At 67.2% G+C, this 12,587-nt stretch carries 9 protein-coding genes; 7 read left to right on the top strand and 2 right to left on the bottom strand.

The features are described from left to right. The first annotated feature begins 32 nt into the window (after positions 1-32). Together BFAL_RS03715 and BFAL_RS03710 are read left to right on the top strand one after the other, a co-directional pair. Positions 33-494, top strand: coding sequence for a GntR family transcriptional regulator (locus BFAL_RS03715; RefSeq protein ID WP_236691652.1), 462 nt, complete (start codon positions 33-35; stop codon positions 492-494). Further along, positions 491-1,645 (top strand): DUF1648 domain-containing protein, encoded by a 1,155-nt coding sequence (locus tag BFAL_RS03710; protein WP_055427083.1) that lies wholly within the window; start codon positions 491-493, stop codon positions 1,643-1,645. The genes BFAL_RS03715 and BFAL_RS03710 overlap by 4 nt, the downstream gene beginning before the upstream one ends. A gap of 255 nt (positions 1,646-1,900) precedes the next feature. Here the strand turns inward: BFAL_RS03710 and thrC are convergent, their stop codons facing one another. Then, positions 1,901-3,391 carry a threonine synthase gene (gene thrC / locus BFAL_RS03705; RefSeq protein ID WP_055427082.1) on the bottom strand — a complete coding sequence of 497 codons (1,491 nt, stop codon included), beginning with the start codon at positions 3,389-3,391 and terminating at the stop codon, positions 1,901-1,903. A 370-nt stretch (positions 3,392-3,761) separates the two neighbouring features. Between thrC and glyA the strand changes: the two genes are divergently transcribed. The 4 genes from glyA to nadD all read left to right on the top strand — a co-directional run bounded on the left by glyA (position 3,762) and on the right by nadD (position 7,895). After that, on the top strand, positions 3,762-5,069 hold the full coding sequence (gene glyA / locus BFAL_RS03700; protein ID WP_055427081.1) for a serine hydroxymethyltransferase: 1,308 nt from the start codon (positions 3,762-3,764) through the stop codon (positions 5,067-5,069). A gap of 119 nt (positions 5,070-5,188) precedes the next feature. Next, positions 5,189-6,505: a glutamate-5-semialdehyde dehydrogenase gene (locus BFAL_RS03695; RefSeq protein WP_055427080.1), complete on the top strand. Its 1,317-nt coding sequence runs from the start codon at positions 5,189-5,191 to the stop codon at positions 6,503-6,505. A 44-nt stretch (positions 6,506-6,549) separates the two neighbouring features. Further along, a complete protein-coding gene (locus BFAL_RS03690) occupies positions 6,550-7,119 on the top strand; it encodes a hypothetical protein (protein WP_055427155.1) in 570 nt (189 codons plus the stop codon). 26 nt (positions 7,120-7,145) lie between these two features. Next, on the top strand, positions 7,146-7,895 hold the full coding sequence (gene nadD, locus BFAL_RS03685; RefSeq protein ID WP_152973524.1) for a nicotinate-nucleotide adenylyltransferase: 750 nt from the start codon (positions 7,146-7,148) through the stop codon (positions 7,893-7,895). 38 nt (positions 7,896-7,933) lie between these two features. Here nadD and BFAL_RS03680 read toward each other — a convergent pair whose 3' ends face one another. Then, the gene (locus tag BFAL_RS03680) at positions 7,934-9,184 is read right to left on the bottom strand and encodes a glycoside hydrolase family 3 N-terminal domain-containing protein (RefSeq protein WP_055427079.1); all 1,251 of its coding nucleotides are present in this window, start codon (positions 9,182-9,184) and stop codon (positions 7,934-7,936) included. A 107-nt stretch (positions 9,185-9,291) separates the two neighbouring features. Here BFAL_RS03680 and BFAL_RS03675 point away from each other — a divergent pair, with 107 nt between their 5' ends. Continuing rightward, complete coding sequence (locus BFAL_RS03675; RefSeq protein ID WP_055427078.1) at positions 9,292-12,561, top strand: UPF0182 family membrane protein; 3,270 nt, start codon at positions 9,292-9,294, stop codon at positions 12,559-12,561. Positions 12,562-12,587 lie beyond the last annotated feature (26 nt).

Here is a 12,587-nt window from a genome sequence, read left to right as displayed (position 1 = left end):
GATATAGAACAGATAGAACGGTGTGGGGGGAGATGTCATCCATGATCATCGACATCGACCGGAGCGGCGACGTGCCGATCTACGAGCAGTTACGACGGCGGATCGTCGCGGGCATCGCGAACGACGAGCTCGCGCCCGGCGACCGCCTGCCGTCCGTGCGCGCGCTCGCCGTCGACCTCGGTGTCAACCTGCACACGGTGAACAAGGCGTACGCGCTGCTGAGGGATGACGGGTATCTCGTCATGCGCCGCGGCTCCGGTGCCGTCGTCGCCGACCGGCGCGACGTGCGACCGGACGCCGTCGCCGGGAACGCCGTCCGCCGCATCGACGCCGAACAGGACTGGCGTATGAACGACGAACTGTACCGTCTCGCGCTCGAACACAAGGCGCGCGGCGGCGGCATGGCGGCGTTCCTCGCCGCCGCCCGCCGCCAATGCGCGCGCGTGTACGGCATGAAGGCGGATGACACGGGAAACGATAGGAGAGCGGCATGAACGCAATCATCACCACAATCGTCGTATGGCTGACGGTCGTCATCCTGCCGGTGTCCGTCACCGTATCCGTCGCGGTCATGCCGTGGATTGCCGACCGTCGTGAGGTCTTCGGCGTGACCGTACCTCCGACGGCGCATCGGGACCCTGGCATCCGTGCGCTTAAAACCACGTTCTCGCGGACCATGGCGTTCCTCGGACTGGCGGCCGTGCTGCTGCCGCTCGCATCGTGGCATTTCCTCGGAGAGACCGGTGCGGTATCGGTCGCGTCCGTCGCCGCGATTGTCGTGGTCGGGCTGGGCTTCCTGATGCAGCAGCGCTGCCGGCGCAAAGCATCGGCCATCAAAACCGAACGCGGATGGTCGGCGGAAGGTGACCATCGCGCCGTGCTCGTAGGCGAGCCCGACAATCCCGAACCGCTGGGACTGGCTTGGGAACTGCTTCACGTCGTGGCGCTCGGAATCACCGTAGCCGTGGGGCTGATCGGCTATGACCGTATGCCGGCGCGTGTGCCGATGCACATGGACCTGTACGGCCGGGTGGATGGTTGGGCGGACAAATCGCCTGCGGTGATCTGGTTCGCGGTCGTCGCGCAGCTTATCCTCGCTCTGGTGATGGCCGGCGGCCATGCCGCGATCGTCCATTCCAAACGTCCGGTCGACCCGGATCATCCCGCGACCACATCCTACGCGTACGGGGCGTTCGCCCGCGCGTGGAGCGTCTACACGCTTGTCATAGGGCTCGTCACCGCGGTAGCCATCGGTCTCGGCGCGCAGCTGCTCGTCATCGGGGTGCTTCAGCCGGTGCTGTTCGGCCCCGTCGCCCTGCTCGTCGCAATGGCGGCGGTCTTGGGAGCGTTGATAATCGGCTTGTACTATGGGCAGAGCGGTTCGCGGGTCTTCGCGCATACGATGGAAGATGGGGAAGCGGGTGACGATGCGGTCGTCGGTTCCGTCACGATGCCATATGACGACGACCGGCATTGGCATGCCGGAGTCTTCTATGTGAACCGCGACGATCCTGCCATCTGGGTGCCCAAACGGTTCGGTGTCGGTTGGACGTGCAACCTTGGTCGACCCATCGTATGGGTGGGACTCGCCCTGTTCATGCTCGTTGCCATCGGAGCGCCTGTCGCGTTCACAATGCTGCTGTAGGGCTTTTCCGATTCCGGCATACGGGGGCCGCGCTTTTCGGGAGTTGTTTGGGCGGTCTCAGTGGAATGGCGGTATTCCAATGATTGTGCGGTGCCGTGCCCCCGGTCGTGTGTGAAACGATTTACGCAGGAACCGGGGTGCATAACGTGCCCTGATATCGAGGAACGGGCCTCTCCCACGAGAGACCCGTTCCTCGATATCAGAGTGATTCGCAGGGGCGGCGCGCCGGATACGGCCGGCTGCTCACCGTTCGGACTACAGGGCCTTGGCGGACTGCTCGACGAAGGACTCCATGCCGTCGATCGGCACGACGGTGTCGAAGCGCACGTCGGCGGTTTCGAGGCCGCGCAGCGCGGCGGGCGGCACGGTGCCGGTCTCGCGGGCGAGCACGTCCATGCAGTCGAAATCGGTGCCGGTCGCGTCGAAGCCGAGCGACTCGTTGACCACGCGCGGGAACTTGTACGGGCTCGCGGTCGCGAGGATCACGCGCGGGGTGAGCGGGTCGTGCGGCATCTGCCGCGCCACGAAGTACGCGCATGCGGTATGCGGGTCGATGACGTAGTGGTTCCTCTTCCAGCAGTCGGCGATCATCTCGCGCACCTGGTCCTCGTTCGCCCAGCCGCAGCCGAACAGCTGGCGGATCTTGGCGAGCAGATCCTCCGGGATCTCATACGTGCCCCAGTTCTTGAGGTCGTTCATCAGCATCGTGATCAGGCGCGTATCGCCTTCGGACAGGTAGTACAGCATGCGTTCGAGGTTCGAGGAGACGAGGATGTCCATCGACGGGCTGATCGTCTGGTAGAACGGGCGCTGGCGGTTGTATGTGCCGGTGGTCAGGAAGTCGAACAGCACGTTGTTCTTGTCGGAGGCGACCACGAGGTGCTTGACCGGCAGGCCGAGGAGCTTCGCGTAGTATCCGGCGAGGATGTCGCCGAAGTTGCCGGTCGGCACGACGAACTCGACCTCGTCGCCCACGTTGATGATCTGGCGTTCGAGCAGCTGCGCGTACGCGGAGAAGTAGTAGACGACCTGCGGCACGAGACGGCCCACGTTGATCGAGTTCGCGGAGGAGAGCACGACGTGCGAGTCGGCGGCGAGACGCGCGGCCAGTTCGTGGTCGCCGAAGATGTTCTTGACGGCCGTCTGCGCGTCGTCGAAGTTGCCCTCGACCGCGGCCACGTTCACGTTGGAGCCGGTCTGCGTGGTCATCTGCAGCTCCTGCACCTGGCTCACCTTGCCTTGCGGGTAGAAGACGGTGATCGCGGTGCCCGGCGCGTCGGCGAAGCCGGCCAGCGCCGCCTTGCCGGTGTCGCCGGAGGTGGCGGTGAGGATCATGATCTTCTCGTCCACGTCGCCGTCGGCCGGCGTGGTGCGCGCCATGAAGCGCGGCAGGATCTGCAGCGCCACGTCCTTGAACGCGGAGGTCGGGCCGTTGAACAGTTCGAGGATGTAGTCCTCGCCCAGTTCCTTCAACGGGGTGATGCGCCCGTCCGCCCACTGGTCGCCGTACGCCTCGGCGATGCACGCGGCGAGCTCCTCGTCGGTGAAGTCCGGCAGCAGCGCACCGAGCACGCGCGCCGCGATCGTCTGGTATGGAAGCCCCGCGAGATCGGCGATCTCGACCTTCGTCTTGCCCAGCTGGTCGGAGACGAACAGGCCGCCGTCGTCGGCGATGCCCTTGCGGATCGCCTGCTTGGCGGTCAGCGAGTCGGTGGTGGAGCGGGTGGAATGGAACGTGGTGGCCACGGCGGATCCTTACCTTGCGAGGGGAACTGTGTGAATCCTCACCAGTTTACCGTGCGGCCGGAGTCCGCCGTGCGGCCCGACCACGATGCGGCGCACCTCCCATGGTGCGGTCACACCAAATCTACATAACGGCGGAATCCCGCCGTTTCATGCGACCGCACCATGGGGGTTTACCGCACCATGGGAATCGAGCGAGGGGAGTGGAAGGGAGTGGAGGGGAGCGCCAACGGGAGGGAGTGGAGGGGAGCGGCAATGGGATGTCCGGTGGGTGAGACGGATGGGATGAGGGAAACAGGCTCGCCACAAACGGCCCGTACACTGGGCCGCCAAACGGCAAACCAGTCGTGACCCACACCGAAAAGGAGCACAGATGACCGCTTCACCACTCGCGCAGAAAGCCACCGACGCCTTCAACGCGCCCATCAGCGCCGCCGACCCCGAGATCGCGGAGCTGCTCGACTCCGAGCTGCACCGCCAGCAGGGCGGCCTCGAGATGATCGCCTCCGAGAACTTCGTGCCGCGCGCGGTCCTCCAGGCGCAGGGCTCCGTGCTCACCAACAAGTACGCCGAAGGCTACCCGGGGCGCCGCTACTACGGCGGATGCGAGTACGTCGACCAGATCGAGACCATCGCCCGCGAACGTGCCAAGAAGCTGTTCGGCGCCGAATACGCCAACGTGCAGCCGCACTCCGGCGCGCAGGCCAACGCCGCCGTCTACCAGGCGCTCGTCAAGCCCGGCGACACCGTCCTCGGTCTCGCCCTCGACCACGGCGGACACCTCACCCACGGCATGAAGATCAACTTCTCCGGCCGCTTCTACCACGCCGAAGCCTACGGCGTGAACCCCGAGACCTTCCGCATCGACCCGGAGATCATCCGCCAGCGCGCCCTCGAGACCCACCCCGCCATGATCATCGGCGGCTGGTCCGCCTACCCGCGCATCGAGGACTTCAAGGCCATGAAGGAGATCGCCGACGAGGTCGGCGCCAAGTTCTGGGTCGACATGGCCCACTTCGCCGGCCTCGTCGCCGCCGGCCTCCACCCGAGCCCCGTCCCGTACGCGGACGTCGTCTCCTCCACCGCGCACAAGACGCTCGGCGGCCCGCGCTCCGGCTTCATCCTCGCCAAGCAGGAATACGCGAAGAAGCTCAACTCCTCGGTCTTCCCCGGACAGCAGGGCGGACCGCTCATGCACGTCATCGCCGGCAAGGCCGTCAGCTTCAAGGTGGCAGGCACCCCGGAGTTCAAGGACCGCATGCAGCGCACCCTCGACGGCGCCAAGATCATCTCCGAACGTCTCCTCGCCGACGACGTCAAGGCCAACGGCATCACCGTGCTCACCGGCGGCACCGACGTGCACCTCGTCATGGTCGACCTGCGCAACAGCGAGATGGACGGTCAGCAGGGCGAGGATTTGCTCGCCGCCTGCGGCATCACTATCAACCGCAACACCGTGCCGTTCGACCCGCGCCCCGCGTCCGTCGCCTCCGGCCTGAGGATCGGCGCCTCGGCGCTCGCCACCCGCGGCTTCGGTCCGAAGGAGTACGAGGAGGTCGCCGACATCATCGGCACCGCGCTCGCCGCCGGCCCGTCCGCCGACGTCGAGGCGCTCAAGGCGCGCGTCGACAAGCTCGTCGAGGACTTCCCGCTCTACCCGGATCTCGACCAGATCCACTGATCGGTCCCGTCCGGCGACGCCTGCGGCCGGCCCCCTCACGTCGGGAGCCGGCCGCAGGCGTCATCCAAGCCGGCAAGGCCGACGATGCTCGTGAAGACATTGCGCTAAGGTGGGTGGTTATGACGAATAGTGAGGAAGCCGTGATTCCGTCGGCCGTGTTCGACGCCGTATGCGCCCGCGCCGACGCCGCCGCGCGCGCCCAACGCACGTTTGCCCGCGCCGACACCGAAACCAAGAACCGTCTGCTCGCCGCCATCGCCGATGCGCTCGACGCCCGGGCCGGCGAGATCGCCGAAGCCAATGCGCTCGACATGGCCGCCTCGCGCGAGGCCGGCATGGACGCCGGCAAGCTCGACCGTCTGCTGTTCGACGAGCCGCGCGTGAAGGCCGCCGCCGACGGCGTGCGCCACGTCGCCACCCTGCCCGATCCGGTCGGCGAGATCGTTCGCGGCTACCGGCTGCCGAACGGCATGCGGCTCACGCAGACGCGCGTGCCCATCGGCGTCATCGGCATGATCTACGAGGCCCGCCCGAACGTCACCGTCGACGTCGCGTCCCTGTGCTTCAAATCCGGCAACGCCGCGATCCTGCGCGGCGGGCATGCGGCCGAACATACGAACGCGGCCACGCTCGCCGTCATCGGCGACGCACTCGCCGACGGCGGATTCGACGCCGCGCTCGTCGCCAGCGTCGACGATTTCGGCCGTGACGGCGCCACCGCGATGATGGAGGCGCGCGGGCACATCGACCTGCTCGTGCCGCGCGGCGGCAAAGGGCTCATCCAAGCGGTCGTCGCCAATTCCAAAGTGCCGGTCATCGAGACCGGCGCCGGCAACGTCCACATCTACATGGACGCCTCCGGCGACCCGGCCAAGGCCATCCCGATCATCATCAACGCGAAGACGCAGCGCGTAGGCGTGTGCAACGCGGCGGAGAAGCTGCTCGTGCACGCGGACGTCGCGGATGGCTTCCTGCCGTCCGCCGCGGCCGCGCTCCTCGAACGCGGCGTCAGGCTCCACGCGGACGAACGCGCGTACGCGATCATCGCGTCCGCGGATCCCACGGCCGCGGCGGACGGGCGTCTCGTCCATGCCACGGACGAGGACTGGGACACCGAATATCTCGCGCTGGAGATGGGCGTCAGGGTCGTCGATTCGCTCGACGAGGCCGTCGACCACATCAACATGCACTCCACCGGCCATACCGAGGCGATCGTCGCCGAGGACTACACCGCCATCGAGGAGTTCACCGCGCGCATCGATTCGGCCGTCGTCATGGTCAATGCGAGCACGCGCTTCACCGACGGCGGCGTGTTCGGCTTCGGCGCCGAACTCGGCATCTCCACGCAGAAGATGCATGCGCGCGGCCCGATGGGGCTGACGGAGATGACCACCACGAAATGGATCGGATACGGCATGGGGCAGGTGCGCGCATGAGCGACGGCAACGCGACGGACAAGACGACCGTGAGGGACGACGGCATGAGCGTCGACATCACCGAACTGCGCGACGACCTCGATCTGGACGATCCGCGCTGCGGACTGAAGATCGCGGCTGAACGTCTCAGCATCGTGCGCTACGTGTTCCTCGTGCAGATCGAGGACGGCATCGCCTCGGCCTCCCAGAGGGCCTCCCTCGAATACGCGGATGCCGTGCTCATCGGCTGGCCCGATGAACACGCGCCCGACGTCGTCGACCTCGACGGCGCGCAGCTCGACGCGGTGCGCGACCACATGAGCCAGATGGAAAGCTACATCGCGCGCTTCTCCACGCTCGAGAGGGAAGGCGACGTGGACGGCATGACCGACACGCTCATCCGGGTCACCGAGCGCGTGGCGGAGGTGCGCCGCCTCTACCAGCCCGATTTCCCGTTGCCCACGTTCGCGGAGATCCGCCGCGTCGTGCAGGAGGAATGGGACGAGGACATGGGCAAGATCGACCCCAAGGACGGCAGCCCCACGGCGATGGAGATCGAGCAGGAGACCGAACAGGCCGAACACACGGAACTGCGTGAAGAAGCGGCCGAACGCGAGGCGGAGGAGCGGTCGTGAGCGCGGCCGGAACCGTCGCCGGGAACATGGAGCCCGGCGAACGGCGCATGTCCGACCTGTCCATCGACTCGGTGGAGGCTGCCGCCAACGTCGCCAACGCGGGCGTGCCCGGCACCGGAGGCTCAGAATCCGGTCCGTCGGGCGCGCGCGTCGGCACGGCGCGGCGCTCCGCGCGCGGCAACTGGCATGCGGTGCCGCGCGTCGGCATCATGGGCGGCACGTTCGACCCCATCCACAACGGCCACCTCGTCGCCGCGTCGGAAGTCGCATGGGTGTACGACCTCGACGAGGTGATCTTCGTGCCCACGGGCCGGCCCGTGTTCAAGCTCGACAAGCATGTGACCAATGCCGAGGACCGCTATCTGATGACGGTGATCGCCACCGCGTCCAACCCGAAGTTCACCGTCTCCCGCGTGGACATCGACCGTCCCGGCGTGACCTACACCATCGACACGCTGCGCGACATCCGCGCGCAGCGGCCCGACGCGGAGCTGTTCTTCATCACCGGCGCGGACGCGGTCGCCGAGATCATGCAGTGGAAGGACGCGGACAGCATGTGGGATCTCGCCCATTTCGTCGCCGTCACGCGCCCGGGCTACTCGTCGCCGGAAGGCGTGCGCCTGCCCGAAGGCAAGGTGGACACGTTGGAGATCCCCGCCCTCGCGATCAGCTCCACCGACGTGCGGCGTCGCGCCGAACACGACGAGCCGGTCTGGTATCTCGTGCCCGACGGCGTCGTCCAGTACATCGGCAAACACGGGCTCTACCGCTCCTGAAGCGTTGCCGAACCTTGCGGCCGGTCCGGCCTCCGGTCTCAGTGCATCAGCCCCATCTCGAGTTTGAGACGCACGACGCGCTTCGCCGAACGCGTGACCTTGTCCGCGAACGCGGGATCCGCCTTCGCCTTCGCCGCCAACCCATCGAGGATCGGAGTGACGTAGGCGCTCTGGCCGATGCACACGAGGTCGCCGCCCGCCGCCACGAACCGCACGCCCAGCTGGTCGGTGGGCGTGCCGCTCACCGCCGCGGCCGACAGCGAATCCGACGTGACCACACCGTCGAACCCCTGACCGCCGCGCAGCACGCCGTTGACCACGACGGGGGAGAACGCCGCGGGGTTGTCCGGGTCGATCCGGCTATAGGTGGCGAGCGACATCATCACCATCGCCGGCTTCGACTGGGCGATCACCGTGTGGAACGCGCCGATCTCGGCGCCGTCGGACGTGGTCGTCGTATCGACGATGCCCTCCGCCGTGAAATCCGTATTGCCGTTCACCGCACCCAACCCTGGGTAGTGCTTGACCGATGCCTGCACCCCCGCGTCGCGCATCCCCTCGACGAACGCGGCGGCGTGGGCGGCGTTGCCGTTCGCATCGAGTCCGAAGTCGCGGTCCAACGCACCGATTGGTGTGTTCGCCGCACGATTACCGGGCACCGTGTCCGTCACCGGCGCCAGATCGACGTTGACGCCCGACTGCGCCAGCTGACCGCCCCACACGGCGGCGGATGAGCGCAGACTGCCCGCATCCATCGCGCCCTGCTCGACGGCGCTCGGCATCGTGTCGAAGCCGGGGCCGGTTAGATGCTGCACCTGGCCGCCCTCCTGGTCGGTGGCGACGATGAGACGGGAATCGGCTCCCGCATACGACTGCAGCTCGTCGACGGCGCCACGCACGCCGGCGACCCCGGACCGCCAGTTGCCGATGAGCAGCACCGAACCGACATGACGGTCGACGATTGCATGCCGTAGCGCGTTCGGCGCGTCTCCGGCGAACAACGGCGCCATCACCAACTGGCCGACACGCTGAGATGCGTCCATGCCGTCGACGATGCGCTCCACGCGGGCCGACATCGGATCGCCGGGTGCGGGCACGGCGGACCTCGCCACGTCGCCGTCTGCCGCCGGGCTCGACTGCTTGGCGGACGTGCGGGCGTCGCCGCCGGGCGTCTGCGGCATCGCGAACACGACGGCCAGCGCGACCGCCACGGCCGCCGCCGCCATCAACGCCGTCGCGAGGACGACGCCCCCACGCCCCATGTGTCTGCGCCGTTCTCCCCTTGCCATCGGCCGCTCCTTCCATACCGTCGTGCACGAGGATACACACCGGTGGCGCTCGGCTCCCGGCGAACGCCGGCGAATTGACATTCCCCACCTATTTGTAGGCTGTAGTCATGTCATTTGCAGATATCTTCGGAATGTTCGACCCCGATGCCGACCCGCGCGGCAACCGCGGAAGGTCCGGTCGCAACGGGTCGGCCGGTGCGTCGCGGTCGGACGACGACCCGATCATCATCGATGTCGAGACCGACGGCGACGACGCGCGCCACGACGGTCCCACCAGGCCGCGCCCCCCGTTCGGTCCCGGCTTCCCGCGCATCACACGCGACGCCGGGCGTCCGCACGGCGCCGGCGCGACGGGACGTGGCACGAAGATCCTCATCGGCGTCGCGTTGGCGCTCGCCGTGATCGTGGGTCTGTTCTTCGGCCTGTCGCGCTTCATCACCGACCTCATGTGGTACGGCCAGCTCGGATTCCAGTCCGTGGTCTGGACCCAATTGGGCGTGAAGGTCGGATTGTGGGCGGCGTACGCGCTGCTCATGGCGCTCGTCGGCTTCGTTTCGGCGTGGCTGGCGATCCGCGCCCGCCCGGACGCCGCCGACGGCTCGCGCGTGCGAGTCGACGGCGACGTGGTCGAGGTCAGCAGGACCGTCAGCTCGAAGACCGCACGGCGCGTGGCCGTGGCCGTCTCCGCGATCGTGGGCGCCGTGTTCGGCGCCCAGTTCAACGCGAACTGGACCGAGATACTGCTTATGTTCCACGCGCAGGACTTCGGCGTGAAGGATCCGCAGTTCGGGCTTGACAACGGTTTCTACGTGTTCATATTGCCGGGTCTGCGCCTCGCCATGTCCGCGGTGTCCATGCTGCTGCTCATCGGCATCGTCTTCGCCGTCGTCACGCACGCGATGATGGGCGGCATCCGCCTGACCATGCCGGTCAAGGGCCGTGGCCTGTTCTCCATCACGAAGCGCGCCCGCCGGCAGATCGCCGTGTGGCTGATGCTCAACATGTTCGCGCTCGCCGCCCAGACCGCCCTCGGCGTCTTCGCCCATCTCACGCAGGAAGGCTCCCGCATCACCGGCGCCACCTACACGACAGTCAATGCGACGATCCCTGTCACGTTCATCATGGCGGCGCTCATCGCCCTGCTCGGCGTCGTGCTAGGCGTGTGGCTCATGCGCTCGCACGCGCTGGAAGGCAGCCAGCCGATTGGCGTGCGCGCCTCAGCCGCTCTGAAGGCGTGGCGCACGCCGGTCGTCGCCGTCGCCGTCGTGGTCGTCGTCTCCATGGTGCTGACCATCGTCTGGCCGGCGGTGCTGCAGCGGTTCCGCGTCAATCCGAACGCGCAGGAGATGGAATCGACGTACATCCAGCGCAACATCGACGCCACGCGCGCCGCCTACGGTCTAGACAGGCTCAAGACCGAGAACTACCAGGCCACCACGAAGGGCGAGTCCGGCGCGCTCAAGTCGGAAGGCGAGACCACCGCGCAGATCCGACTGCTCGACCCGCAGGTCGTCTCCCCGACGTTCAAGCAGCTGCAGCAGTCGAAGCAGTACTATACGTTCTCCGATACGCTCGCCGTCGACAAATACGAGATCGACGGCAAGAGCCAGGACACGGTCATCGCCGCGCGCGAGCTCGACCTCGCCGGCAACGACAACCGCAACTGGGTGAACGACCACACCGTGTACACGCACGGCTACGGCGTCGTCGCCGCCTACGGCAACAAGGTGACCGCCGACGGCCAGCCCGAATTCTTCGAATCCGGCATCCCCACGCAGGGCAAGCTCACCGAATCGCAGAAGTACGAGCCGCGCATCTACTTTTCGCCCAACATGAGCGAATACTCGATCGTCGGCGCGCCCGAAGGCACCGCCGCATGGGAGTTCGACTACCCGACCGGCTCCAAGGGCGCCACCAACACGTTCGCCGGCGACGGCGGCCCGTCCGTCGGCAACCTGTTCTCGCGTCTGCTGTACGCGATTCGGTTCGGCTCCGACCAGATCCTCTTCTCCGACCGTGTGACCTCCGCCTCGCAGATACTCTACGACCGTTCGCCTCGCGAGCGCGTCGCCAAGGTGGCCCCGTACCTGACGCTCGACGGCCGCGTCTACCCGGCGGTGGTCGATGGCCGCGTCAAGTGGATCGTCGACGGCTACACCACGTCCGACGCCTACCCGTATTCGCAGATGACCGAACTCGGCTCCGCGACGAAGGACTCCACCACCGTCAGCTCCTCGACCGTGACCGGTCTCGGCTCTCAGAAGGCCAACTACATCCGCAACTCGGTCAAGGCCACCGTGGACGCGTACGACGGTTCCGTCGACCTGTACGTGTGGGATCAGGACGATCCGGTCATCAAGGCATGGGAGCAGGTCTTCCCCGGCCAATATCACCAGCTGTCGGAGATCTCCGGCGACCTCATGAGCCACATGCGCTACCCGGAGAACCTGTTCAAGGTGCAGCGCGAGCTGCTCGCCCGCTACCATGTGACCTCCGCCAGCCAGTACTACTCCGGCGAGGATTTCTGGCAGACGCCGGTCGACCCCACCGAGCCGCAGTCCCAGCAGGATCAGGACATCCTCCAGCCTCCCTACTATCTGACGCTGCAGACCGGAGGCACCAAGGAGCCGGTGTTCTCGCTGACCTCCTCCTACATCCCCGCCGGCACGTCGACTCGCGAGATCCTCACCGGATTCCTGTCCGTCGACTCCGACGCCGGTTCCGAAAAGGGCGTGATAGGGCCGAACTACGGCACCCTGCGCCTGCAGGAGCTGCCGAAGGATTCCAACGTGCCCGGCCCCGGCCAGGCGCAGAACAACTTCAACGCCGACGCCGACGTGTCCAAGGAGCTCAACCTCCTGCAATCCGGCTCCACGAACGTGGTGCGCGGCAACCTGCTCACCCTGCCGCTCGGCGGCGGCCTCGTCTATGTCCAGCCCGTGTACGTCAAATCCTCGGGCGCCACGTCGTTCCCGCTGCTCAAGAAGGTGCTCGTCGCGTTCGGTGACCAGGTCGGTTTCGCCGACACGCTGGACGAGGCGCTGGACCAGGTGTTCGGCGGCGACTCCGGCGCATCCGCCGGCGACGCAGCGAACGCGGGCGGCGACTCCGGCGACGAGCCTTCGGGCGGTTCCTCCTCGGATTCCGGCGATTCGGCGGCGGGCGAGGGCAAGGACACCGGCAAGACCGGTGATTCGGCCTCCGGCCAGTCCTCCGGCGCCGCGCGCAGCCCCGAGCTCCGGCAGGCGCTTGACGACGCCGCCCAGGCGATGAAGGACAGCCAGACCGCCATGAAGAACGGCGACTGGACCGCCTACGGCGAAGCCCAGAAGGCCCTCGAGGACGCTCTCAACAAGGCCATAGAACTGGACAAGTAGCCACCATGCCGGCGGGAAAGGGGGGG

The organism is Bifidobacterium aesculapii (assembly GCF_001417815.1).
Classification (GTDB): Bacteria; Actinomycetota; Actinomycetes; order Actinomycetales; family Bifidobacteriaceae; genus Bifidobacterium; species Bifidobacterium aesculapii.
This window is presented reverse-complemented; position numbering and strand designations above follow the sequence as displayed.

Excerpts from the sequence above, each read along its gene's own strand:
- BFAL_RS03715 (WP_236691652.1), top strand. The coding sequence starts at position 33 with ATGTCATCCATGATCATCGACATCGACCGGAGCGGCGACGTGCCGATC.
- BFAL_RS03710 (WP_055427083.1), top strand. The coding sequence starts at position 491 with ATGAACGCAATCATCACCACAATCGTCGTATGGCTGACGGTCGTCATC.
- glyA (WP_055427081.1), top strand. The coding sequence starts at position 3,762 with ATGACCGCTTCACCACTCGCGCAGAAAGCCACCGACGCCTTCAACGCG.
- BFAL_RS03695 (WP_055427080.1), top strand. The coding sequence starts at position 5,189 with ATGACGAATAGTGAGGAAGCCGTGATTCCGTCGGCCGTGTTCGACGCC.
- BFAL_RS03690 (WP_055427155.1), top strand. The coding sequence starts at position 6,550 with ATGAGCGTCGACATCACCGAACTGCGCGACGACCTCGATCTGGACGAT.
- nadD (WP_152973524.1), top strand. The coding sequence starts at position 7,146 with ATGGAGCCCGGCGAACGGCGCATGTCCGACCTGTCCATCGACTCGGTG.
- BFAL_RS03680 (WP_055427079.1), bottom strand. The coding sequence starts at position 9,184 with ATGGCAAGGGGAGAACGGCGCAGACACATGGGGCGTGGGGGCGTCGTC.
- BFAL_RS03675 (WP_055427078.1), top strand. The coding sequence starts at position 9,292 with ATGTCATTTGCAGATATCTTCGGAATGTTCGACCCCGATGCCGACCCG.